Source organism: Anabaena cylindrica UHCC 0172 (assembly GCF_034931625.1).
Taxonomy (GTDB): Bacteria; Cyanobacteriota; Cyanobacteriia; order Cyanobacteriales; family Nostocaceae; genus Anabaena; species Anabaena cylindrica_A.
In genome coordinates this window covers 75,812-100,147 of the sequence record NZ_JAYGGY010000006.1, presented here as the reverse complement: position 1 = coordinate 100,147, position 24,336 = coordinate 75,812, and the positions used below count along the sequence as shown (strand labels likewise).

Genomic DNA, 24,336 nt, shown 5'->3' with positions numbered 1-24,336 from the left:
TACGTTACGGTCAGTATGACATAAGTCCAAGTTTGACCCGTTTGCAGTATATCAATGCGTAAGTTCTACTTTTCTAGGATTTATCGTTAAACAAACCCAACAAAGGGCCAAGAATTGCCCCAAAGACAAAACCACCTGCATGAGCCCAATAAGCGATTCCTCCGCTTTCCATACCGATATTAGTAGGTGTTTCTAAACTCGCAATTCCGTAAAAAGCTTGTTGGATAAACCAAAATCCTAAAAAGAAATACGCAGGAACCCGGAAAGTTGGGAAGAAAATACCTAAGGGAAGCACGGTGAGAATTTCCGCTTGGGGAAAACGAATAATGTATGCACCCATTACGCCGGCTATAGCTCCACTTGCACCCAATGACGGAATGCTAGAATTTTGAGAAAAGTACCATTGTGTTAATGATGCCAAAACACCGCAAGACAAATAGAAGAGTAAATATTTAATTCCACCTAACTTTTCTTCAACATTGTTACCAAAAACCCAGAGAAACAACATATTACCACCTAGGTGCAAAATACCACCGTGGAGAAATTGAGCAGTAATTAAAGTTACCCATTCTGGTATAGGTTGGTTTACCGAAATACCTGCAAAGCTTAAACTGAGTTCTTGCGGAACTACAGCAGCCCAGTGTAAAAACACATTTAATGCTTGAGGAGAAAGACTTGCTTGATAGAGAAAAGCAAGGATATTGATAGCAATTAGCGCATAAGTTACATAAGGCGTAATGTGTATTGGATTGTCGTCTTTAAGGGGAACCACTAGATTTATTCCTGATTTTTGAGCAACTAGCTTTAAAATAACGAATTTTGCCAGTAATTGCTTCTACCTGTTGGATGGATTAGGAGTTTAAGACTTGCAAGCATATTTAAAGAAAAATACTTTAATCCCTAATAGGGATTGTTATCCTCTGATTAAACACTTAGTTTTAATTCAGAGGATTGGGGGAGCAAACTATGATTACAGTGAGTATTTTTCAATCCCTAATAGGGATTTACTCTTAGAGGTTTCGTTCAGAAGTTTCTAAGGTGATATATTTGCTCTCTTATTAAAAAGAATACAACCTCCTCAAAAAAAAGTCAACGTTATACTAACTGTTATCTGTTGATTATTTTCAGAGCAGTATGTTAGCATTATGCCTATGCAATAAACGCCACACTGAACTCTATTTTGGTGTTCAGAGGGCGTTTTTTTAAACACTAAATCTAAAAACAGCTAAGTGCTTGCCGGCGTAGCTGTTTCAGATTCTAATATCAACAGGAGGATTTATCATGCCTATGCATTTTAACTCAAATTCTGAGTATCTGCACTTGAATACTAATGAATCTCAGGATCACTATTTTAGTGAGAATATAGCGAGAATCCAGGTTATTTTGCCAGAATTGATTAGTCTGGTTAAGTGGCTCATATTCAGCATTGAGGATTTACACAGCGAAAATCAACAATTACGAGATGAGAGGGAATGGTTGCTTCAAGAAGTCAATCGTGAGCATCCAGATTGTCTCTCAAAAGCTGACTCCTTAGAGTATGAAGAATCAGCAGAGAGGCTGAGAAGTCACTAAAGAGTGAAATAGAGTGAGTATGATCGCCTTAATTACTTGCCGGCGATCGCACTTCCCCACCTTTAAACTAAGACTATCAGCACAACTCCCCAAAATTGGAGGTCTAGCTATGGTACAGCAACTCACACCAGGAACCGCGCCAGACATCATCTACCCAGACAGCGACGGAAAACCAATGGCAGATAATACTAAACAATTTCGCTGGATTGTCACTATTAAAGAAAACTTAGAAAATTAATTTTAATTAACCGCAGAGGCGCAGAGAACGCAGAGAAGGATGAAGATACCATTTATTAGCTAATCTTGCACCGGGAAGGGAATCATTATCTCTTCTTAGGAGGTGCATGGAGTTAATTGAGGCAATTATAAGCGATAATTTACAGAGGCTCACTGTTTTAAGAAGTTATTTTATGTACATAACCACTAATAGAATTGGAAAAATTACCAGCATTATTGAAAAACGCCGCCCACTAATTGATAAAATTCAAGTTGTTGAGGCAAATCTACATTCTCTTTTTTCAAAATTAGATCATCTAGAAAGCTATCGTCATTACTTGCTAAAAGCAGTTGATGATAAAAATGTTTATGGACGTTTGCAAGAAATTGATTTGGCAACAATTCAAAATACTATTGCAGATGAACTCAATAAATTAGGTAAACTGAAAATGCGCTTTTGTCGTGACACCCTTAACATTGGGGTAGTTGGACGCGCAAGACAAGGAAAAAGTCGCTTATTACAAAGTTTAACAGGGTTGAGTACTGCTGAAATTCCTGATGGTGACAGACAACATTGTACTGGGGTAAGAAGTACTATTCACCATAATTTGAATGTGGATACTTATGGTGAGGTTTGGTTTCATTCTGAACGATCTTTTTTAGATGAAGTAATCAGTCCTTACTATCAAAAACTAAATTTAGGTAATACACCAATCACAATTGAAGAATTTGCTGCCAATCCCATTCCAGCCTTACCGCAAAACCTGCCGGGATATGCTGAACCAGGTGCAATGTATGAACATTTAACCAGATATCACACACATTTAGAAAAATATCGTCACCTGTTAAGAGAAACTTTACCTCGGCGGATTTCTAGAAATGAAATTCGGGAATATGTAGCTCAAGATACTGCTGATGGACAAAGGGTATTTTTTAATTATTTAGCAGTGCGAGAGGTGAAAATAATTTGTAATTTTCCTAATGCTGATGTGGGACAAATTGCTTTAGTAGATATGCCTGGTTTGGGTGATACAGGTGTTGGCGATGAAGAAAGATTAATGAAGACTTTGGGACAAGATGTAGATGCAGTTTTATTTGTGAGAATGCCCAAATCATCTGGTGATTATTGGGCAGATGTGGATGTGCGACTTTATGACACTTCTCGCGCAGCATTGATTGATTTGCCCATTGATTTGTGGTCTTTTATAGTGCTTAATCAAACTAGTGCTAATTCAAATGGCGATAACTCTAATAATTGTCAAGATTTGGCAGAAAGTTTTACAGATAAACACATCAAAGTTGTTAATTGTTTAATTGCAAATTGCGCCGATCATGAAGCAGCGAATCAAGTTTTAGATACGGTTCTTAATTATTTAGTTGTGAATATTGAGTCTTTAGATCAGCAATATGGAGCATCTTGTCAAGAGCGATTAATACGCTTGCAAAATTCAGTTGATGCTGAGTTAGAAAAAGCGCGTTATGTTTTGGGAGAAACGACTCAACAAGATAACTGGTTTCCTTTATTTGAGCAATTATTTAATCAACTTTGGAGCGATTTAACTAGTGGGTTGGAAAAATTGCTCAGACAACTGAGAAAACAAAGAAACGCTGACGATATTGATTTTAAGCAGCAGGTTGAGAATGCGATTCAAGCTTGTCGCCATGATACTGGTATTCCTAGCCTAGAGCAAATCGAGAGAAGGCGCGATCGCATTGGTGGCTATCCAAACGCCTACTACGAGTATCTGAACGAGATTCGGGCGCACTTATCGCAAAATTTCCTATTGCTAGATGAGGCTTTAAAGCGATCGCTCTCCCAAGTTAAAGCTTTAGTATTCCTCCTACCAAGTTAATAACTTTCTCTATAATGTTGAATAAATCTTTCGGTTCATATCGCTCTCTCAATAAAAAGCGATTCACACTATCATGTGAAACGTCTCCTAATATCTCTGCTAACCTACTGCACCCCCCAAACTTTGGCTCTGACAGTAAAAATAAGGTGTATATATCTAGATTGCATTGCGCTGTGGCTGGTTTCGTGATTTTTCTAATTGTCTGATATCTAGCAAGTAGACGACTTATATTTATCAATTCACTATTTTGTTATTCTGTCAATGCGTAACTCCTAAAATCAATGAACAAATTTAATTTTATGTTCCTTAAGAATAAAATACCTTTTGTTTTTAACAAAACAGCCCTTTTATCTTTGATTTGTTTGCCTGTAATTCATTTTTTATTAACTAAACTTATTATTAGTATTTCTTTTGATAATGGTAGCACAGTTCTTTGGCCATCATCAGGAATTTATATGGCAGGAATGTTCATTTTTGATTTTTCATTTTTACCAGCTATTTTCTTAAGTGAACTAATTGTTAATACTTGGCTTTATTACAATTATGATCATGGTAGAATAATTGCTTTTGTTATTTCTTTGACTGATACTTTAGATCCGCTAATCATATACTTATTAGTCAATAAGTTTATTCCTAATCGTAATTTTCTAGAAAAAACTCAAGACATTTTTAAATTCATAGGAATTGTATTGGGTGAATGTTTTATTACTTCTAATCTTGCGGCAGGATTTTTATATATTACTAAAGCTACTTCTTGGGATGCATATGCTATCATTTGGTGGGGATGGTGGATTAGTATTTCTTTGGCAATTTTAGTTATTACTCCTACATTATTAATATGGATTAAACCCTTTAAACACCAACAAAAACTTCCTCCATCATGGAAAATAGAATTATTTTTAATAATAGTTATAGTTGGGATAATTAGTAAATTTTCTTTTGGGTTTGGTTATCCTTTAGAATATACATTTTTACCTATTTTAATCTGGAGTGCTTTTCGTTTTCGGCTACAAGAGACTACATTAATTACACTCTTAATTAATTCTATTGCTGTATGGGGAGTAGTTAGGGGTATAGGATCTTTTCATCGTTCATCAACGATAGAATCTATGGTTTTATTACAATCTTTTATTGGGGTATTTGCCCTCACTTCTTTAGTTCTATCCGCAGCCGTTCGAGAAAATTGGTGGGCAGAATTTCGTCTTAAACAAGCTAATGAAACTTTAGAAGACAGGGTAGAAGAAAGAACTATAGAATTACAAAATACCCTCCATGAATTGAAGTTAAGTCAATCTCAAGTTATTCAAAGTGAAAAGATGTCTAGTTTGGGTCAATTGGTAGCAGGAGTTGCCCATGAAATTAATAATCCAGTTAACTTTATTCATGGCAATATTACCCATTTGAAGCAATATACTGAAGATTTATTAAAACTAATTGATATATATCAAAAAATTCATGGTAGTGATCATCCAGAAATTGAAGATTTAGAAGAAGAAATTGAATTAGAATTTTTACTAACAGATATGCCTAAAATAATTAATTCTATGGAGATAGGAACTGAACGTATTCGTGATATTGTTCTATCTTTGCGAAATTTTTCCCGGATAGATGAAGCAGAATTTAAAAGAGTTAATATACATGATGGGATTGAAAGTACTTTATTAATTTTACAATATCGCCTGAAAGCTAACTCTGAGCAACCAGAAATTCAGATTATTCGAGATTATGGTAATTTGCCAGAAGTAGAATGTTATGCCGGGCAATTAAATCAAGTTTTTATGAATATTTTAGTGAATGGGATTGATGCTGTTGGAGAAAGTAATATTAACCGAACTTTTGAAGAAATTAAGACAAATCCCAATCAGATTAGAATTAGGACTAAGGTTATAGATAAGCAATGGATAGAGATCAGAATATCTGATAATGCACAAGGAATGTCAGAGGATATTAAAAATCACATCTTTGACCCATTTTTTACTACTAAAGATATAGGTAAAGGTACAGGGATGGGAATGGCTATTAGCTATCAAATTATTACCAAAAAACATCATGGTAAATTAGAATGTTCCTCGAATATTGGCAAGGGAACTGAATTTATAATCCAAATTCCGAGTAAACAATAAGGCTCTTCATTACTTGTTATGCTAAAATAATAGAATGGATGCCAATTAACTCACATCTTGCACCTGACCAAAAACCTCAGTATTAACCGAAAATAAGAGAATAAAAGCAACATCTAAAAATCATACCTATAATTTATATACTGGAATAATAAACTACATTTATTCCTGGGGTATTTACAAATGACATATATGAAAAAAGAAATAATGTCATCTGCACAGAAACACTTGTATTTTTTTATGAAAAATGAGATAAAAGGGCGTAGAAAACATTAATCAGTAAGAAATATGGAAATCATTCTTGCCCACGCCCATAACCTAATGTACACCATTCTAGCATTGCTTCCAAATTATCTCTTTGATAACGAGTAGGCATCAATGCTAGGATTATTTCTAGCCGCAGATAGAAAACCTTTACCACATTACAGTAAAGCCAAATCTGAAAGTGCATTAAGTCGATTTTTGAATATCAGTAATTGGTCTACTCGTAAACTCATTTATCATGTCCGCCAGCAGGCGCTTGAACAAATTAATAGTCACTGTCCATTAGGACGAAAAGCATTTCTACAAGTGATTATTGACCTCACAACTTTAGAAAAATGTGGTAAATTCAAAGATTTAAATAACTTAATAAGTGTCTGTAATGGTAGGCGAGGTTTCCATATAGTAATTTTATATGGTTCTTTGGTTCTTTTTATGGAAAACCTGGGTTAAAACCATTGAAAGCTTTATTTTGTAGGCATTTCATTGAAAACATGGGCGTAATTGTTTAAAACCCTTACCCCGGAAGGGTTTTGTTATAATCAATCCTCAATCACCATAAAAGAGACGCAAGAGCCTTTTATATTTGGTAGTTGGAAAATGGCGTATCCCCTGGAATTTTCGTGTCTGGAGAGATAAAGGTACAGCCAGTCCTGCTTAGATGGCACTACGAATGGTACCTGACGGGATGACAAAAATGGTATAGAGACATTCAAATTTTGCATACTAAATTCAACTTTTTACGCGCTTCAGCTTCTCAAACTTGCTCATAAATAACCCTTTTTGGGGATGTTTTCATTTGAACAATCAAGTTCAAATAGAAGCTGAAACAACGGTAAATTAAGAGTTTTGAAAATTAAATTTACAAAACTTTACAACGTGTCCCAATTTGCCCGTATCCCGTCTGAACCCTTAAGTCTTAATTAAGTTTCGTAGTCTACAAAACTTCTAATTAACTCTTTCAAAGCTGTAGAATGTACGTGTCCCAGAGTAAAAACACCGCAACAAACAATAATTTCATATTGATTGTCTTGATACAGCACTTCCCGGTGTAAAGTAGTACCTTATTTTTTCAATGAAAATCCATTACAAATCTCTAGAAAACCCTAAATCCTCTGAAAGTGAGCGTCACTCGCTACACAATAAGAACTTTTTCGCTCCACCACTGGATGATGAGTTTTATGCCCAGAGTTACGAATTACGCAAAGCAGCTTCGACGATGACAGTCGCTGCGATTGAGTGGTTCCGCAGTCATGTAACAGGATTGGTGGAGGGAAGTTATTCGCGCTCACCCAAAAACGATACTTTGTCCGTACTTAGTATTGGCAGTGGGGAGGGTGATATCGATGTAGAAATCATACATAGCCTGCTCCCCAGCCTTAATCCACGGTGGAAGCGGTTAAAATATGTAGCACTTGAACCCAACCCTATCCATCGCGAACGCTTTCTACAACGGCTCGAAAAAGCATCTTTGGACGAGAATGTAGAGGTGTCCATACGTGAAGACTGCTTTGAACCTGGTAGGTTTGAAAGCGAAGAAAAGTACGATTTGGTTCTGTTAACCCATGTTTTATACTATTTTGACGATCCATACCAAGCAATTCAAACTGCCCTGAATCAAACGAAAGAAAGCGGACAAGTAGTTATTGTTCACCAAACAGCTACAGGTATCCCTCAAATCCAGCGCGATTATATGCTGGAAGTTAAAGGTAATCAAAATGAGATGTTCACAGCAGAGAACATTAGAAATTTACTGGATAGTCAATCTCATCTGCATCAGTTTCACCATGTCGAGGCTCGCCTAGATGTAACTGAGTGCCTCCATCGCTCGGAAACTGGCGTTAAAATTATGTCCTTTTGTATGGAATGCGATTTGCGCCAGCTTCAGGAAGCAAAATTTACCAAAATTCTACAAGCATTTTCAAGGTTGGCGGAGAGTGAGGACAGTGGGAAAGCATTTATCCGAGAACCGATTGGAGTTTTTGTCGTATCATCTCCAAGTCTCACTATCCCAGAAAGAAGTCCTGAAGACAAAGATCCGGTAATTGATTATTGGCAGCTTGCATCAAACTTTAACTGGTCAGATACTTTGTTGTCACAATACCATCAAGGAAAATCTTCATCTCTGAGATTACTGGATGTTGCCTGTGGCACAGGGCGCTGGTTGCAAGCTTTTCATCACTACATTCAACTTGATGAAAGAATTGAGAATGTTGTGTACGATTTATTAGATCCTTGTGGGAGTTCAATTTCTCAAGCGAGTCAGAAAATGCCTCCTTCCTTTGTGCAAGGTACTCATTATGTTAATACCATTCAAGGAGCCAAGCTAGAAAGTAATTCTTACGGCCTTTTGTGGTCGATGCACGGCTTTTATATGATTCCACGCCGAGATTTAGCATCTGTATTGAAAAAATGTGCTAGTTTGCTGAAGGATACGGGAATCGGATTTATTGCTTTAGCGACTCGTAAGTCTTTCTACGTTGATTTCTACGAGCAATACCTGCAAATTTTTAGAGAGGGAAAAGGAGCAAAATTTACCTCGGCTGAAGATGTCATCGAAAGTCTCTCTGAATGTGGTATTGAGCATCAAGTGCATCGGATTTTCTATGAAGAGTCAATCAAGGCTGATGACTATGCAGCCTTGGAGCATTACATCAAGAATGAGGCGACAGTTAACTCCTTTAACAAGGATAAGGAAACAGAGCAGTTATCTGAATCACACCATATTACCTTGGAAGAATTACTGTCTCATCCAGAAATGGAAAGATATCTAAACTCATTGATCAGAAACTCAGTCTATTACTTTCCTGAAGAAATCTGGCTGATTTCATTTAATAGTAGCCACTTTTAATCGATTTCTATTTTTTACCAAAGAAGGAATGAAAGCATAATTTTCATTTCTTCAAATATCTTTGCCCAGCCCAGTCGCTTTTGTTAACATAAAATGAGGAACTACCTTAATGCTCAATAAAGAATTTTACCTCGTTACCGACTCAAGCATTGCTTGTTGTTATCTTGTATCCAAGTGGATTGATAATTTTTCCGGACTACAGAACTTTAAAGGGATATTAGTAAAAGAAGAGATCCCATCAGATCAGATACAACAAGAGAAAAAATCATTTCATAAAAAATATGCTGGTCAAAAAAATATAACTGATGAAATACAGAAAAAAATCCTGGAATTATATCCAGATTTTGATGATACAGAAAAGGCGATGATCGCTATGTATGGAATACCTAAATATTCTACAATTGAATATGCTAAAACAATTTTTATAGGTAGCGATATTAATGGTGAATATGCTAGAAATTGGTTGATAGAAACCTGTAAATATTCAGTGCCATTGTTCTTTACGAGTGTTTGTCAAATCTTAAAACCATGGTGGATAGAAATAGCTAAATCGCAAGTCTTAAATGTACATTCAGCAGTTTTGCCTTATGCAAGAGGGATGTATGCTATCGAAAACTTTGCTGCTCTTAAAGATATTCACAAGTTTAGAAAAGCAGCAGGATCAACTATACATTACATTGATGCAGGTGTAGATACCGGTCCGATAATTATGGTAGAAAGGATTGTTAATCCGTTTCGCTTTAATTCTATATGGGAATTAAAAGGATATACATATATGAACGGATTTGATTTGTATATTAAAACTGCCAAACATATCCTTACTAGCAAGGAAACAATTCTAGTTGGAGTAGTTCATGACCCTAAACTAAGAGGGCCTAATTTTTATAGAAAAGACTTTACATTAGAGAAATGTAGACAGGCAGAAGAAGGTTATTTATCAATGAAAAATAGTTAACTATCTAATGAGTTCTTGGGCTGTTTTTAAGAGGGTGTTTGAAAAGTCGGTCAGAGTGTAAAAAGTGCGGCGATAGCGTAGCGTGACGACGTAGGAGTCATAGGTAAGTCAGGAAGTAGGCTTTGATGCAGGTAAAAAAATCAAAGGGCGCAAGCGATTTATGACTGTTGATACCTTGGGGTTAGTGCTGCGGGTGTTGGTAACTGCCGCCAGTGTGCCAGAGCGGTCAGGCGGAAAACAAGTACTCAAGCGCGTCAGAAAAATGGGTGACAAGGTTTCTCGCTTGATGACCATTTGGACTGTAGAGCTTCGCTCCGCCGAAGGCGTAGGCGGCTTTGATGGTCCAGCCTTCATGATCTGGGTAATGGACTTTTGTCGTTGGATTGTGCAGGTAGTGCTACGACCAGAACAAACCAAAGGCTTCCTCTTGCTCAAAAAACGTTGGGTGGTGGAGCGCACTTTCGGTTGGGTCATGGGGTGTCGCCGATTAGTCAGAGACTATGAACTTCTGCCGGAAACATCGGAGACTTTTATTTACCTTGCCATGATCCGGATCATGGTGCGGCGACTGGCATAAATTTTGACCCCTCAAAACTTTTCAAACACCCTCTAACGAATTATAGATATCTTGGCGGAATTTTTCTAGTTGTGTCAGGATTATCTCGTCAATGATTTATTTGTTACTTTCATTGACTTTACGCCAGTCAGTGTTACTGCTGACTGCTTTTCTCTAGCTTTTTAGTCCAAAGTCCAGTAAACTATATCTTCTGGAATAGCTTCATCTCCTGCACCTAAAAGCGTTAAGCAGAAACGTACCTATGCACGAAATTTTAGATCATACTGTAGTGATGTAACAATATTTATAGAATAAGTATAGTATGTGATAAATTATAGCCAGACTTGTAAATTATAGTAATCATGGGCTTTTTACTGAGAATATTCGGCTTCGGTTTGCTGATATTAGGCATCTACTTAGTAGGACAAAACATCATCTTCACAACCAACGTTTATCCTTACTGGTGGCGAGGTATAGCAGCAGACACATCCATACTTGCACTAACAATAGGAGTAATGATATTAATATTCTTCCCCAGAGGTATGAAAGAGCTAGGCTGGATACCCGTAGTTACTGGGATTATCCTTGTATTTATGAGCAGTCGAGCCATCCTCAATCCTACTAGCCTCTGGCAATTTTTTCTATCATTAATGCTAATGTCAGGAGGTTATAAAATGTTCATCACTGGACGCTTACCTCTATAAAAAACTCAAACATCCTCTCTGCGTGAATAAACAAAAAAACGCCCCCCGTTAGGAGAGCGTTTCTTATTTAACTAAATCTTAGTTATTAACCGTTGATAGCAGGTGCAGTTAAAGCAACAGGAGCAACATCACCAGCAGCCAAGTCTAAGGGGAAGTTGTGAGCGTTGCGCTCGTGCATTACTTCCATACCCAAGTTAGCGCGGTTGATTACGTCAGCCCATGTACCGATTACATGACCTTGAGAATCAATGATTGATTGGTTGAAGTTGAATCCGTTCAAGTTGAACGCCATTGTGCTAATACCCAAAGCGGTAAACCAGATACCGATTACAGGCCAAGCAGCTAGGAAGAAGTGAAGTGAACGGCTGTTGTTGAAGGATGCGTATTGGAAAATCAAGCGACCGAAGTAACCGTGTGCTGCAACGATGTTGTAGGTTTCTTCTTCTTGACCAAATTTGTAACCGTAGTTTTGTGATTCGGTTTCGGTTGTTTCCCGAACCAAGGAAGATGTAACCAAAGAACCGTGCATTGCAGAGAACAAGGAACCACCGAATACACCAGCTACTCCCAACATATGGAAGGGGTGCATTAGGATGTTGTGTTCAGCTTGGAACACGATCATGAAGTTGAAGGTTCCAGAGATACCTAAAGGCATACCATCAGAGAATGAACCTTGACCGATTGGGTAGATTAGGAATACTGCGGTTGCTGCTGCAACAGGTGCAGAGAAGGCTACGCAAATCCAAGGGCGCATACCTAAGCGGTAAGAAAGTTCCCATTCACGACCGAGGTAGCAAGCTACGCCGATTAAGAAGTGGAATATTACTAGTTGGTAAGGACCGCCGTTGTACAACCACTCATCTAAGGAAGCTGCTTCCCAAATGGGGTAGAAGTGTAATCCAATTGCATTAGAAGAAGGAACAACTGCACCGGAGATGATGTTGTTTCCGTAGAGCAAAGAACCTGCAACTGGCTCGCGGATACCGTCGATGTCAACAGGAGGCGCAGCGATGAATGCAATTACGAAGCAAGCGATCGCAGATAGTAAGGTAGGAATCATCAAGACTCCGAACCAACCGATGTAGATGCGATTTTCAGTGCTGGTGATCCATTCGCAGAATTTGTCCCATACGTTAGCGCTTTGGCGCTGTTGAATAGCTGTAGTCATGTGTCTATAATTGCGTTTGAGTTATGTATGTTTTGGTAGGTGTTTCTACCTCATGAACTTATATTAAGACAATGATTGAGATTTGTAAACCCCCTGCTAACAAAATTTTTTGAGAAACCTGTAAAATCTGATGTTACTTAGAAGCTACACAGACTAATCAGTAATAGTTTCAGGAATTTTGCTAGGTTGTAAATATCTACTCAAAAACGTTACATTTATGCCCCCATCTAGTTCAAACATCGTTACATATAGTCCGGCTTACACAATTGTCCCTACCTATGAATGCTTTAATCGCTGTTCCTACTGCAACTTTCGGACAGATCCTGGTCAAAGTCCTTGGCTAACTCTGGCAGAAGCACAAGGCATTTTAGAACAACTGCAAAGTCAGAATGTATGTGAAATCCTCATCCTCAGTGGTGAAGTTCATCCTCATTCTGCAAGGCGTGAGGCTTGGTTGCAGCGAATTTATAACTTGTGTGAATTAGCACTAGAAATGGGATTTTTACCACATACCAACGCTGGTCCCCTCAGCTTTGAAGAGATGCAAAAACTAAAATCTGTAAATGTTTCCATGGGGTTGATGTTGGAACAATTAACACCAAAATTACTAAATACCGTCCATCGTCACGCGCCCAGTAAAATACCAGAAGTGCGATCGCAACAATTACAATGGGCAGGAGAGTTGCAAATTCCCTTTACTACAGGGTTACTTTTAGGAATTGGCGAAACCGAGAATGATTGGTGGGAAACTTTAGCAGCTATTTCTGAGTTACATCAACGCTACCACCATATACAAGAAGTAATTTTGCAACCCCACAGTCCAGGAAATCAGCAAAGCTTTAACGCACAAGCCTTTGACCCTCATAAATTACCAGAAGTCATCACCAAAGCCAGGGAAATTTTACCAGCAGATATTACAATTCAAATTCCGCCTAATTTAGTTAAAGATGAAAATTGGTTACTAGCGTGTTTAGATGCAGGTGCGCGAGACTTAGGGGGAATAAGTCCCAAAGATGAAGTTAACCCTGATTATCCCCACTTACAAGAACAGACATTACAAGCAATTTTAAAACCTGCGGGGTGGGAACTAATACCACGTTTACCAGTTTATCCCCAGTTTCATAACTGGTTGACTGAAAAATTCGCAAAGTTAATTATCTTCCTTCTTCTTCCCTCTTCCTTCGCGTCCTTCTCTTCGAGACACTTCGTGAACGCGCCTTCGCGGTTCATTTAATCCATATTTTCTTAGTTTTTTTTGTAAAACCTTTCGGTAGAATAATCATCTATTTACAATTTTGTAATCTAAAGGAAACTGGGGAATTATGGCGCGTCTAGCCCTGCTGAGTGTATCTAACAAAACTGGTATAATTGACCTAGCTCGCAGCTTAGTAGAAGAATTTGGCTTTGATATTATCAGCAGTGGGGGAACAGCCAAAACCCTGAAAGATACTGGAATTCCAGTCACAAAAGTTTCTGATTACACAGGTTCACCGGAAATTTTAGGCGGTCGGGTAAAAACTCTCCATCCCCGTATTCATGGCGGTATTTTAGCACGGCGGGATGTAGCGCAAGACGTGACTGATTTAGAAACTAATCAAATTCGTCCTATTGATTTAGTTGTTGTTAATCTTTATCCCTTCGAGGAAACGATCGCTCGACCAGGTGTAACATTAGCTGAAGCAGTAGAGCAAATTGATATCGGTGGACCAGCTATGTTAAGGGCATCATCGAAAAATTATGCTCATCTCACAGTATTATGCAATCCTGACCAATATCACGAGTATTTGCAAGAATTACGCCAAAATGGAGAATCTTCTTTAGCGTTTCGCCAAAAGTGCGCTTTGAAAGGATTTTCACATACTGCTAGTTATGATAACGCCATAGCTTCTTACCTTGCTGGTACACAAGCAGAAGAATTACCCCAACAATATACTGTCTCTGGTCAACAACTCCAATCTCTGCGCTATGGAGAAAACCCCCACCAACCCGCAGCTTGGTATCAAACGGGAACCACAGCCACAGGTTGGGCTGCTGCAACTAAACTGCAAGGGAAGGAACTCAGCTACAATAATTTAGTAGATTTGGAAGCTGCACGGCGAATAATTGCCGAATTTACCGAAAGTCCCGCAGCTACCGTTATCAAACATACTAATCCCTGTGGAACTGCTGAGGCTGATTCAATTTTTGCAGCTTATCAAAAAGCTTTCAATGCTGATTCTACATCGGCTTTTGGGGGAATTGTAGCTTTAAACCGTGCTATTGATGCAGCGACAGCGACGGAATTAACAAAGACCTTTTTAGAATGCGTGGTTGCACCTGGTTGTGACGAGGAAGCGCAGGAAATTCTCACTAAAAAAGGCAACGTCCGAGTCTTGATTTTACCAGATTTATTAACGGGTCCGAAAGAAACAGTAAAAGCGATCGCTGGCGGGTTCCTGGTGCAAACCGCTGATGATATGGTTGCAGATACAAGTAAATGGCAAATTGTCACCGAACGTCAACCCACACCCAGCGAGTTAGCAGAATTATTGTTTGCTTGGAAAGTTTGTAAACACGTTAAATCAAATGCTATTGTTGTGGCGAACGATCGCACAACTTTAGGCATAGGTGCAGGTCAAATGAACCGTGTTGGTTCGACAAAAATAGCCTTAGAACAAGCTGGAGAAAAAACTCAAGGTGCATTTCTCGCTAGTGATGGCTTTTTCCCCTTCGATGATAGCGTCAGAACCGCCGCCGCCGCAGGAATTACAGCCATTGTCCAACCAGGCGGAAGTATGCGCGATAAAGATTCCATCAAAGCTGCTAACGAATTGGGTTTATTAATGGTTTTGACTGGCATTCGCCACTTTCTACACTAAGTATTTATATGTAGATTCTTTGCTGTCAAATAACTCAATTGTAGAATTGTCACGCAATTTACTTGCCATTCTCTAACTTCAGTGATATAGTTATGTGGTGTGAGGAGCAATGTTAAATATAAAAAGCGCTTGGGGTGGAAACACGGTAACACTCCCAGGCGCTTTTTATTGGGCGTGTAAAAAATTACTTCCTGGTGCAGTTGTGAAAGTGGCACTTAAGATACTTGTTTTTTAATTCAGCAATGATAATTTAACCCTTGTGTGAGAAGTAAGTTGAAACAAAAAATGCTTGGGGTGGAAACACGGCAACACTCCCAGGCATTTTTATTTTCCTCTCAACTTAGATATTTAATCAAACACTTGCTATTTAATTCAACCAGTGATATGGTTATATGGTGTGAGGAGCAAGTTTAAAAGAAAAGCGTTTGGGGTGGAAACACGGTAACACTCCCAGACGCTTTTTGATTGGAGTTAGAAGTGGAAACTCAACGAATAAATCAACAAATTCAATTCATCATTGAAATTGATAAACTGAAACAAGTTTTACGACAAACTCTTCTTACCGATGCTTCAAGAAGAGAAAATAGTGCAGAACATTCTTGGCATTTAGCGGTGATGGCCATAACTTTAGCAGAATATGCTCCACCAGAAGTTGATATATTTTGTGCCATCAAAATGTTGCTCATTCATGATTTAGTGGAAATTGATGCAGGTGATACTTTTTGCTATGATGTGCAGGGTAATCACAACAAAGCGGAACGAGAAACAGAGGCAGCATTAAGATTATTTGGACTTTTACCAGAAGTACAAGGAAAAGAACTACGTTTACTTTGGGAAGAGTTTGAAGCAGTCGCAACCCCAACCGCTAAATTTGCTGCTGCCCTAGACAGAATCCAGCCTTTATTGCATAATCAGCAAACTCAGGGTGGAACTTGGCGCATTCATGGAATTACACGAGATCAAGTTATGAAGCGGATAGCACCAGTAGAGACAGGTGCGCCGGCACTTTGGCCATTTATTTTGCAGGTAATTGAGGATTGTATCCAAGCGGGATATCTTAAACCCTCTTCAAACTAGGTTGTGTCAAAATTGCTTCCCATTCAGTTTCAGAAAGCGGTTTTACTTCTATCTGCATATTAAAACAATCACAAGCCGCAATAATCAAAGCTTCTATCAATGTTTCTTGATTAAGATTTTGAGGAAGTTGGACTGGGGTAAAAGCATCTTTCCCAAATACTTGTTTAAATAAATCTGCGTCTGGGTTTAACTGAATAGAACCATGTTGCAAAATCGCTTCACCTCGTCGCAGTTGGGCGCTACCAATCAGTTTACTACCATCTGCTAAAATTAAATCTGCTCCAGTTGCAGTCCCAAAACAGTTGGGGTTGTGGATATAACCGCGCCCAGCTTGACCATAATTTAAATCTACTCCAAGCGATCGCCATCCGGCAATCAAAAACTCACAAATCTTCCCATACACCTGGAGACGATTTCCCATCATTCCCGATGTCACTACAGCATAAGTTAAATCACCTTGGTGTAGCACAGCCCTACCACCACTAGGACGACGCACCAAATCCAGTTTTTCACCTTGCCAATTTAAATTTTGCCAATATTCAGGATATTGTTTTTGATGATATCCTAGAGAAATTGCGGCTGGCGACCAAGTATAAAACCGCAGAGTTGAAGGATTATTTCCCGACTCGTGCTGTTCTAACAACCAATGGTCAATTGCCATTTGTAAATTACCAGTAGTTGCTATTAAAGGAATTAGTCGCCAAGCCTGCTTATTTTGCATCCGATGCAGGAGACTCAAATCTAAATGTACCTATGCTAGGCCATACTCAGCTACTAAAGCCTCATCATTATTATCCGCAATGGTAGCAACTATGGTAATTATACGGGAAACTTCGCTAGGTGACAACTCTGCTAAAGTCCGTGATGAAATTACAACCACTTGATTGTCGATAATTCCAAACCGAGCTTCAAAGGTACTAGTAAAGTTCAATTCTAACAAATAACGCATCAATTTGGGTTCATCTTTCGCGGGTAAATTTAATACCGCAGACCAAACTGTAATTGTATCTTCATCACTCGAACCCGTGAGTTGTACAAATACTTCTACACTGCCATATTTAAATTTCCATAGATACGCACCCTCTGGTGTGTGGCTAACCATAGCGCTGTTATCTTGTTCCAACGTGCCAATCACGCTTTCAATTACTTGTACATGATTAAGAGCAGTTGTTTCACTAATGAGTTCATCAATGAATTCATCGGGAGTTAGGGTTTCTTGGTAGCTTGTCATACAGACTTATTCCTCAAATATGGTTACTGCTTTAATGTACAGTAGGGAACTCTTAACAGGGAGAATAATCACACATTAACTTTTTTTTGCTGCTCTTTAGTTCCCAAACATGAATAATTTGGTATAAAAAGAATATATAATCGTAAGTTCTAATTACTTGTCATATAACTTTAACTACTGCTGAATTTTAACATCTTATGCAGCAAATAATTCCTGTAACTACTTCCCCTCCTCCTTCAGTTATACAAACTAGTGTGCGAAAAATCGGGATTAATCCAAATCATTGGTACGTAGTGGCACGCAGTAGTGAAGTTACTAGTAAACCTCTAAGTGTGATAATTTGGAAACAAGCGATCGCACTCTATAGAGATCATACCGGAAAAATCCACGCCTTAGAAGACAGATGTCCCCATCGTCAAGTTCAACTTAGTCACGGGCAAGTCATCAGCAATGAATTAGAATGTAGTTATCATGGTTGGCGCTTTAATAGTAGTGGTGAATGTGTAGCAGTTCCCTACCTAGCCGCAAACCAAAAATTACCAACTTGCAAAATTCGCCATTATCCAGTCAAAGAACAAGATGGTTTTATTTGGTTATTTCCCTCAGATATAGAACCATCTATAGAACCAATGGGTTTACCAGAATGGGAACATTTAAATTATATCGCTACAGTTTCCGTAATTAATACTCAAGCCCATTATTCCTATTTAATTGAAAACTTGATGGATATGTATCACGGTCATTTACATCAAGATTTGCAAGCTTGGGCAGAAGCAGCATTACAAAATATAGATGAGGATAAAAATCGTGTTAATGCCCATTATACAGCCCAAAGCTATTATAAAATAGATAAAATTTGGTCGATATCACAATTATTTTTTCCAGCATTGCGACGCTTACATCCTGAACCCTTAGATGTCAGTTATATTTATCCCCATTGGGTATCTACCTTGGGTAATGATTTTAAAATTTACTGTTTATTATGTCCTGTAAATGAGACACAGACAAAAGCCTATTTAATTCACTTCACATCACTTAACGCCTTTTGGAGACTACACAAATTACCCTTATGGTTTCGACGGTTTATCAAAAATAGCTTATTTGGTGCAGCCCAAAAATTACTTGACAGTTTGGTAAGACAAGATATAAAAATGATTGAAGAAGAACAGCAAGCTTATTTACAGAATCCAAAAATACGGAATTATGAATTAAATCGAGCCTTAGTGAGTGTGCAAAGGTTGATGAATACTCAAATTGAGAAATAGGTTAGGTAATGGGTAATTGGTGATCAAATACCCGACTTCATCCTGTTCGTGTTTACGTAGTGTGACGTAGGCATAGCGTGGTGTAAGCCATATCAGACAGTTTCCCTAACTAGCAACTTAACCCTCGATTGTATGACTTGATATAACCGTTTCCTTAAGTAGTGCTGAGTTTTGCTAAAATATCGGTAAACGGCAACAATCGCTGCTAAATCAGCGTCTCCCTTTATAGATACTCAAATATTGATGCTTTGAAGATTGTATTTCATTCTTCAAATTTTTATTGTCACATTGTGTAATTAATGGTTATTAATTTGTATTTTTACAAAAATAACCATTTAAATAATCATCTCATAGGAAATTTTTTCATGCTGAATGTTAAAACCTTGTCTAACCTGAATAACAACATCAATCACAAGCAACTTGCTACTTTTTTGATGTTAACTGCGATGTTATCTTTGAGCAGTGGAATTACTCTTATTAATAGTGCAGTAGCTGTTCCAAATCCCATTAATGTACAGCATAGAGCCATCAAAAATAGTAAAATACAATCTGTACCAATTCCTGCTAATGAGTTACCACCACCTTTAGATAGAGGTATGGTATTTCGGGAAATTTCTAGTGGTGGGATAACTGGTAGAACCTACCAAACTATTTTACTCAATGATGGGCTTTTGATGCGTGTGCGAATTGGTGATGCCAATGATTCAGAACGTAGTGTCCGCCGTGTTTCTTTGCAACAGGTAAAACAGTTTGAAAAGTTGCTAAATCAAAATAACATTACTAAATTCAAAAATCTCAGTTATCCTGCACCTAGTGGTGCTGCTGACTATATTACCTACACTCTCACCAGCCAAAAAGGTACATTTCAGTACAATGATATTTCTCAAACTGGACTGCCAAATAAATTACAGTCTGTTGTCTCCGCTTGGAATAAACTGAAAAATAAAGCTCAATAAGACAATATTGCAGTTCAGTTAAAAAAATTATGGTGGGTAATGCTCACCATAAGGAAAAATTTATTTTTACAAATTATTGATGACTACTATATCTAGTAATTTGTAGATATCTAATCTAATTCTCTGCGACCTTCTAAAGCTCTAGCCAGTGTCACCTCATCAGCATACTCTAAATCACCACCCACAGGTAAACCAAAAGCAATACGAGTTACTTTGGTAAATGGTTTGAGTAGCTGACCTATATATAATGTTGTTGTTTCCCCTTCCACACTGGGACTAATTGCCATAATTACTTCTTGCGGCTTTTGTTGACTGACTCTCCGCACTAAAGGTTGGACTGTCAACTGTTCTGGGCCAATACCGTCCATTGGGGAAATTACTCCACCTAAAACGTGATACTTGCCTTTAAACTCACGGGTTTTTTCCAGTGCAATCACATCGCGGGAATCTGCAACTACACAAATAATTTTATTATCTCGGTTGGAGTTGCGACAAATTTCACATACAGGTTCAGATGAGAGATGATAGCAGACTTGACACAAGCCTATCTGTTTTTTTGCATCAATCATTGCCTGTGCTAAGGCTTCTACTTCTGTCTCTGGACGCTTCAAAATATGCAACGCTAGACGCTGGGCGGATTTGGGGCCAACTCCGGGAAGGCGTTGTAGTTGTTCAATTAACCGGGCTAAAGGGCGTGCGTAAACCGTGGCTTTGTCTCCAGAGTGTTTTTACCTTTATTATGATGACATTTTTAGGGGTATTTTGGAGCAGGGTTTAACGACACTTTCTAGTTTAAGATTACCTATATTCTGGCGCTATTTACGTCCTTATCCCAAAAAGATAGGCTAGAGCTACCCCTCGCTCTGTCCTTAAAATTTAGGTGTGCGATGCCTGCGGTGAGCAAGGCGATTGTACCGAGCGTTGTACCGTAGGCGATCGCAAAATCAAACCATCTAATCAGCTAAACTGTCACCATTTCCGGCTGTTTTTGAGACAGATTGCCAAAGAAGTCGTAATGATCCAACGCTTCCAAAATGCCCCAGGCATAATTACCTTGAGCAAAGTAAATCTGTTGATAACCGCGCAGCTTTTCAATTTCTTGGCTGTAATTCCCCACTACAACCCCTAAAGTGTTACCACCAAGCATGGTTTCATCATTACCTGATGCCCCTGCCACCAAGAAACGTTGCACAGGTAAACCCCATTTCAAAGCCACATAGCGAATCGCATCTCCCTTAGAAGCGCGAATAGGAACTAAATCCAGATACATATTGTGGCTGTAAACCCCTTTCACTGGCAGCTGATGACGACGCAAATGGCGGATAATTTCTCGGTAATTAGGCGCTTTGGCTTCATCAACAAAGTAGCTGATCTTAAACTTGCGTTGAGCTTCTTCGGGCTGCAATTCCACACCAGGGATATTCTTCATAGCAGCCCGAATTGCTTCCGCTTGCCATTGATAACCGATGTGTTTTTGCCAACTTGTATCTGTAACTATCTGCGGACCATAGTAAATTTCACTACCTGCTGATGTGATTAACAAATCAGGCAGAGGAAATCTCCATTCTTCCAACATACTCAGAGTACTTTCTAGAGTCCTTCCTGTGGCAATACCAACACCAGTTGTATTTCCTTCACTACGAATGCGCTGAATCAATGTTTCCAGGGCTTCTTTGTCACCCAACAGCGTATTATCAATTTCACTCACGAGGAAACGATCAGCGGTTGGTAGACGGTTAGTATCTGGTACATTCCATTCTGGATGATCAGCCGCAGGAGATGCGGGCAGAGGACTGAGCAGAGATTGAACTCGTCGTTGGGGAAATAGACGAATTCTTTCTAAATATTTCTCCACATGACTATTCCAGGAGAAATGTTGGCGGACATTAACTAAACCGTTGCTAGACCAGGATTGCCATTGTTCCTTATCTGTCAACGCTTTGCGGAGGGCATCTTGTATTTCTTTAATATTCAGGGGATCAATCAGCAACCCATTTTCACAAGCTGCCAGAATATCCCGTGGTCCGCCGTCAGCAGTGGCAATAATGGGTACACCACAAGCACTTGCTTCAATCAGGGTGAGTCCAAATGGCTCTGTTAAGGCAGGATTAATGAATACCCCTTGTGTTTTAGCTGTCAGCCGATATAAATCTGGCACATCGTCAGCATTATGGTGTTTAGGATAAGCAATGTGACCATAGAGATCGTAGCGATCTATTAATTGCAATATCTCGATAAATACCTGACGTGGACCCGATTCCATTGTCATGATGTCGTCCCTTTTTCCCAGGACTATGACTAGGTTTGCCAGTTTCCGCAACTCAGGATCTTCACCATAAGCCTTAATCAGACTACTGACGTTTTTACGAATAGCGGGACGGGAAATCGCCATGATGATTGGCTTTTGCGGATCTTTGAGAAACCGATCCAATTCCTTTTGAATCGGTGGGTTGTGCCAATCATCACCAGGTAGGTAAAATCGATCTAAGTCTACACCAGGAGGAATCACCACCATTCTTTCTGGTTGATAGCGATCGTACAAACTATACTGCTGCTCAACTTCTTGATTAGTACTAGCTATAACTAGAGCTGCACCACCAAGTGTAATTTCTTCAGCCTCGATTCTTTTACTAATGTGAAAATGATCTTCAATCATTTCCTGTTTAGTTCCCTGTTCTAGTAATTTTTGCTGTTTAACTCTTCCCAGGGAGTGACCAGTATGTACAAGAGGTGTTCCTAACCAACCTGCAACCCGACTACCAACATATCCTGCATCAGCGTAGTGTGTATGAATTACATTCGGTATTCTGCCAACTTTGCGAATGTGTCTGAGTAATTCATCTGCAAAGGTATCTAAATGCTGCCAGAGAACTTCTTTGCGGAGATAGCGACGTGGCCCGCAAGCAAGACGAATAATTTGGGCTTTATCTGAGAGAATTTCTAGTGGTTGAGCATAGTCGAGGCTAACTTTTGGATCATTCACCAATCGAGTGACTAAATCAACTCTTTCTACCTGTGGATTTTTGGCCAATGTGGTGGCAAGTTCTACTGCATATTTTGTTTGTCCACCTGTGTCAGCATCTCTTCCTAATTCTAGATTATGACCTCTAATTAAACCGTGAACACTAACTAGCAAAATGTACAACCCTTGGCTGTTTGACATCTTGTCTTCCTCCATAATTGACTGTATAGCAGGCTATATCCAGCCTTTTTATACCAAATGGACTTGACTGTTATAGGCGAAACGTCCATCATCCAGACAAGTTGAGCAGTTTTACACCCTTGTGAAGCATGAATTAAAATGAGTAACTCTTAGGGTTTTAAACTCGTAACTAAATCATGGCTCAACCTTGATAGCTACATTAGTATATTAACACGCTTGGTATAATATTTAAATAAATAGGCAGTGCAACTGCGGAAAAGATATTTGGAAGTATAATCTTAATTAAAATTACATCACAAACAAAAAACACCCTCCTTAAGGAGAGTGTTTTTCGTTTAACTAAATCTTAGTTATTAACCGTTGATAGCAGGTGCAGTTAAAGCAACAGGAGCAACATCACCAGCAGCCAAGTCTAAGGGGAAGTTGTGAGCGTTGCGCTCGTGCATTACTTCCATACCCAAGTTAGCGCGGTTGATTACGTCAGCCCATGTACCGATTACATGACCTTGAGAATCAATGATTGATTGGTTGAAGTTGAATCCGTTCAAGTTGAACGCCATTGTGCTAATACCCAAAGCGGTAAACCAGATACCGATTACAGGCCAAGCAGCTAGGAAGAAGTGAAGTGAACGGCTGTTGTTGAAGGATGCGTATTGGAAAATCAAGCGACCGAAGTAACCGTGTGCTGCAACGATGTTGTAGGTTTCTTCTTCTTGACCAAATTTGTAACCGTAGTTTTGTGATTCGGTTTCGGTTGTTTCCCGAACCAAGGAAGATGTAACCAAAGAACCGTGCATTGCAGAGAACAAGGAACCACCGAAGACACCAGCTACTCCCAACATATGGAAGGGGTGCATTAGGATGTTATGTTCTGCTTGGAACACAATCATGAAGTTGAAGGTTCCGGAGATACCCAAAGGCATACCGTCTGAGAATGAACCTTGTCCTAGTGGGTAGATCAAGAATACTGCGGTAGCAGATGCCAAAGGCGCGGAGTAAGCTACACAAATCCAAGGACGCATACCTAAGCGGTAAGACAATTCCCACTGACGACCTAAGTAGCAAGCGCAACCGATCAAGAAGTGGAAAATTACCAATTGGTAAGGACCGCCGTTGTACAACCACTCATCTAAGGAAGCTGCTTCCCAGATTGGGTAGAAGTGCAAACCGATCGCATTAGAGGAGGGAACAACTGCACCAGAGATGATGTTGTTTCCGTAGATCAAAGAACCTGCAACTGGCTCACGGATACCGTCGATGTCAACGGGAGGCGCAGCGATGAAGGCGATGATGAAGCAGGTAGTAGCGGCTAACAGGGTAGGAATCATCAATACTCCGAACCAACCGATATAGATGCGGTTTTCGGTGCTGGTGATCCACTCGCAGAAGCGATCCCATACGTTAGCGGTTGAACGCTGTTGAATGGTTGTGGTCATTTTATAAGTGCTTTATGTTTTTATGATGTGTGATAGGTTTTTTTGCCTATCTGTATTCAACATTAAAGGCTAAGTTGCGTTTTGTAAAGATAAT

At 39.1% G+C, this 24,336-nt stretch carries 19 protein-coding genes and 3 pseudogenes; 14 read left to right on the top strand and 8 right to left on the bottom strand.

Annotation, left to right across the window (positions count from 1 at the left end):
* Positions 1-73: 73 nt before the first annotated feature.
* Complete coding sequence (locus VB713_RS03345; RefSeq protein WP_323310165.1) at positions 74-772, bottom strand: rhomboid family intramembrane serine protease; 699 nt, start codon at positions 770-772, stop codon at positions 74-76.
* 509 nt (positions 773-1,281) lie between these two features.
* On the opposite strand from VB713_RS03345, the gene VB713_RS03340 reads away from it, so the two are divergent.
* From VB713_RS03340 to VB713_RS03330, 3 genes and pseudogenes are all read left to right on the top strand, one after another.
* Positions 1,282-1,572, top strand: coding sequence for a hypothetical protein (locus tag VB713_RS03340; RefSeq protein ID WP_323310164.1), 291 nt, complete (start codon positions 1,282-1,284; stop codon positions 1,570-1,572).
* A 109-nt stretch (positions 1,573-1,681) separates the two neighbouring features.
* Positions 1,682-1,804 (top strand): annotated as a pseudogene (locus tag VB713_RS03335) (Uma2 family endonuclease); the annotation flags it as partial.
* Positions 1,805-1,982: 178 nt separating this feature from the next.
* Positions 1,983-3,641: a hypothetical protein gene (locus VB713_RS03330; RefSeq protein WP_323310163.1), complete on the top strand. Its 1,659-nt coding sequence runs from the start codon at positions 1,983-1,985 to the stop codon at positions 3,639-3,641.
* On the opposite strand, the pseudogene VB713_RS03325 reads toward VB713_RS03330, so the two are convergent.
* Positions 3,613-3,795 (bottom strand): annotated as a pseudogene (locus tag VB713_RS03325) (IS701 family transposase); the annotation flags it as partial. The gene VB713_RS03330 and the pseudogene VB713_RS03325 overlap by 29 nt on opposite strands.
* A 127-nt stretch (positions 3,796-3,922) precedes the next feature.
* On the opposite strand from VB713_RS03325, the gene VB713_RS03320 reads away from it, so the two are divergent.
* From VB713_RS03320 to VB713_RS03295, 6 genes and pseudogenes are all read left to right on the top strand, one after another.
* Complete coding sequence (locus VB713_RS03320; protein WP_323310162.1) at positions 3,923-5,764, top strand: MASE1 domain-containing protein; 1,842 nt, start codon at positions 3,923-3,925, stop codon at positions 5,762-5,764.
* A gap of 375 nt (positions 5,765-6,139) precedes the next feature.
* Positions 6,140-6,475: a hypothetical protein gene (locus VB713_RS03315; RefSeq protein ID WP_323310161.1), complete on the top strand. Its 336-nt coding sequence runs from the start codon at positions 6,140-6,142 to the stop codon at positions 6,473-6,475.
* Between the two features lie 622 nt (positions 6,476-7,097).
* The gene (locus VB713_RS03310; protein ID WP_323310160.1) at positions 7,098-8,873 is read left to right on the top strand and encodes a methyltransferase domain-containing protein; all 1,776 of its coding nucleotides are present in this window, start codon (positions 7,098-7,100) and stop codon (positions 8,871-8,873) included.
* 109 nt (positions 8,874-8,982) lie between these two features.
* On the top strand, positions 8,983-9,828 hold the full coding sequence (locus VB713_RS03305; RefSeq protein WP_323310159.1) for a formyltransferase family protein: 846 nt from the start codon (positions 8,983-8,985) through the stop codon (positions 9,826-9,828).
* Between the two features lie 103 nt (positions 9,829-9,931).
* Positions 9,932-10,405: pseudogene (locus tag VB713_RS03300) on the top strand (transposase); the annotation flags it as partial.
* A 341-nt stretch (positions 10,406-10,746) separates the two neighbouring features.
* Complete coding sequence (locus VB713_RS03295) at positions 10,747-11,088, top strand: hypothetical protein (protein WP_323310158.1); 342 nt, start codon at positions 10,747-10,749, stop codon at positions 11,086-11,088.
* Between the two features lie 85 nt (positions 11,089-11,173).
* On the opposite strand, the gene psbA (VB713_RS03290) is transcribed toward VB713_RS03295, so the two are convergent.
* Positions 11,174-12,256 carry a photosystem II q(b) protein gene (gene psbA, locus VB713_RS03290; RefSeq protein WP_323310157.1) on the bottom strand — a complete coding sequence of 361 codons (1,083 nt, stop codon included), beginning with the start codon at positions 12,254-12,256 and terminating at the stop codon, positions 11,174-11,176.
* A gap of 217 nt (positions 12,257-12,473) precedes the next feature.
* On the opposite strand from psbA (VB713_RS03290), the gene cofG reads away from it, so the two are divergent.
* From cofG to VB713_RS03275, 3 genes are all read left to right on the top strand, one after another.
* Entirely contained in the window at positions 12,474-13,490 is a 1,017-nt protein-coding gene (gene cofG / locus VB713_RS03285) for a 7,8-didemethyl-8-hydroxy-5-deazariboflavin synthase subunit CofG (protein ID WP_323310156.1), read from the top strand.
* Between the two features lie 88 nt (positions 13,491-13,578).
* On the top strand, positions 13,579-15,114 hold the full coding sequence (purH, locus tag VB713_RS03280) for a bifunctional phosphoribosylaminoimidazolecarboxamide formyltransferase/IMP cyclohydrolase (protein ID WP_323310155.1): 1,536 nt from the start codon (positions 13,579-13,581) through the stop codon (positions 15,112-15,114).
* 477 nt (positions 15,115-15,591) lie between these two features.
* Positions 15,592-16,191 carry an HD domain-containing protein gene (locus tag VB713_RS03275; protein ID WP_323310154.1) on the top strand — a complete coding sequence of 200 codons (600 nt, stop codon included), beginning with the start codon at positions 15,592-15,594 and terminating at the stop codon, positions 16,189-16,191.
* On the opposite strand, the gene VB713_RS03270 is transcribed toward VB713_RS03275, so the two are convergent.
* Both VB713_RS03270 and VB713_RS03265 read right to left on the bottom strand, forming a co-directional pair.
* Positions 16,172-16,912 (bottom strand): biotin/lipoate A/B protein ligase family protein, encoded by a 741-nt coding sequence (locus VB713_RS03270; RefSeq protein ID WP_323310153.1) that lies wholly within the window; start codon positions 16,910-16,912, stop codon positions 16,172-16,174. The two genes, VB713_RS03275 and VB713_RS03270, sit on opposite strands and share 20 nt — an antisense overlap.
* Positions 16,913-16,942: 30 nt before the next feature.
* A complete protein-coding gene (locus VB713_RS03265) occupies positions 16,943-17,422 on the bottom strand; it encodes a YbjN domain-containing protein (RefSeq protein ID WP_323310152.1) in 480 nt (159 codons plus the stop codon).
* A 197-nt stretch (positions 17,423-17,619) separates the two neighbouring features.
* Here VB713_RS03265 and VB713_RS03260 point away from each other — a divergent pair, with 197 nt between their 5' ends.
* Together VB713_RS03260 and VB713_RS03255 are read left to right on the top strand one after the other, a co-directional pair.
* Positions 17,620-18,687, top strand: coding sequence for an aromatic ring-hydroxylating dioxygenase subunit alpha (locus tag VB713_RS03260; protein WP_323310151.1), 1,068 nt, complete (start codon positions 17,620-17,622; stop codon positions 18,685-18,687).
* Positions 18,688-19,052: 365 nt separating this feature from the next.
* Entirely contained in the window at positions 19,053-19,643 is a 591-nt protein-coding gene (locus VB713_RS03255) for a hypothetical protein (RefSeq protein ID WP_323310150.1), read from the top strand.
* Between the two features lie 110 nt (positions 19,644-19,753).
* Here the strand turns inward: VB713_RS03255 and recR are convergent, their stop codons facing one another.
* From recR to psbA (VB713_RS03240), 3 genes are all read right to left on the bottom strand, one after another.
* Positions 19,754-20,320, bottom strand: a complete 567-nt coding sequence (recR, locus tag VB713_RS03250; protein ID WP_323310169.1) for a recombination mediator RecR — start codon at positions 20,318-20,320, stop codon at positions 19,754-19,756.
* Between the two features lie 284 nt (positions 20,321-20,604).
* Positions 20,605-22,806: an HAD-IIB family hydrolase gene (locus VB713_RS03245; RefSeq protein WP_323310149.1), complete on the bottom strand. Its 2,202-nt coding sequence runs from the start codon at positions 22,804-22,806 to the stop codon at positions 20,605-20,607.
* Between the two features lie 353 nt (positions 22,807-23,159).
* On the bottom strand, positions 23,160-24,242 hold the full coding sequence (gene psbA, locus VB713_RS03240) for a photosystem II q(b) protein (protein WP_323310148.1): 1,083 nt from the start codon (positions 24,240-24,242) through the stop codon (positions 23,160-23,162).
* Between the last annotated feature and the right edge of the window lie 94 nt (positions 24,243-24,336).

Excerpts from the sequence above, each read along its gene's own strand:
- cofG (WP_323310156.1), top strand. The coding sequence starts at position 12,474 with ATGCCCCCATCTAGTTCAAACATCGTTACATATAGTCCGGCTTACACA.
- psbA (WP_323310148.1), bottom strand. The coding sequence starts at position 24,242 with ATGACCACAACCATTCAACAGCGTTCAACCGCTAACGTATGGGATCGC.
- VB713_RS03305 (WP_323310159.1), top strand. The coding sequence starts at position 8,983 with ATGCTCAATAAAGAATTTTACCTCGTTACCGACTCAAGCATTGCTTGT.
- VB713_RS03255 (WP_323310150.1), top strand. The coding sequence starts at position 19,053 with ATGCTGAATGTTAAAACCTTGTCTAACCTGAATAACAACATCAATCAC.
- VB713_RS03270 (WP_323310153.1), bottom strand. The coding sequence starts at position 16,912 with ATGCAAAATAAGCAGGCTTGGCGACTAATTCCTTTAATAGCAACTACT.
- VB713_RS03330 (WP_323310163.1), top strand. The coding sequence starts at position 1,983 with ATGTACATAACCACTAATAGAATTGGAAAAATTACCAGCATTATTGAA.
- VB713_RS03295 (WP_323310158.1), top strand. The coding sequence starts at position 10,747 with ATGGGCTTTTTACTGAGAATATTCGGCTTCGGTTTGCTGATATTAGGC.
- VB713_RS03320 (WP_323310162.1), top strand. The coding sequence starts at position 3,923 with ATGAACAAATTTAATTTTATGTTCCTTAAGAATAAAATACCTTTTGTT.
- psbA (WP_323310157.1), bottom strand. The coding sequence starts at position 12,256 with ATGACTACAGCTATTCAACAGCGCCAAAGCGCTAACGTATGGGACAAA.
- VB713_RS03340 (WP_323310164.1), top strand. The coding sequence starts at position 1,282 with ATGCCTATGCATTTTAACTCAAATTCTGAGTATCTGCACTTGAATACT.
- VB713_RS03310 (WP_323310160.1), top strand. The coding sequence starts at position 7,098 with ATGAAAATCCATTACAAATCTCTAGAAAACCCTAAATCCTCTGAAAGT.
- VB713_RS03315 (WP_323310161.1), top strand. The coding sequence starts at position 6,140 with ATGCTAGGATTATTTCTAGCCGCAGATAGAAAACCTTTACCACATTAC.
- VB713_RS03265 (WP_323310152.1), bottom strand. The coding sequence starts at position 17,422 with ATGACAAGCTACCAAGAAACCCTAACTCCCGATGAATTCATTGATGAA.
- purH (WP_323310155.1), top strand. The coding sequence starts at position 13,579 with ATGGCGCGTCTAGCCCTGCTGAGTGTATCTAACAAAACTGGTATAATT.
- VB713_RS03245 (WP_323310149.1), bottom strand. The coding sequence starts at position 22,806 with ATGTCAAACAGCCAAGGGTTGTACATTTTGCTAGTTAGTGTTCACGGT.
- VB713_RS03260 (WP_323310151.1), top strand. The coding sequence starts at position 17,620 with ATGCAGCAAATAATTCCTGTAACTACTTCCCCTCCTCCTTCAGTTATA.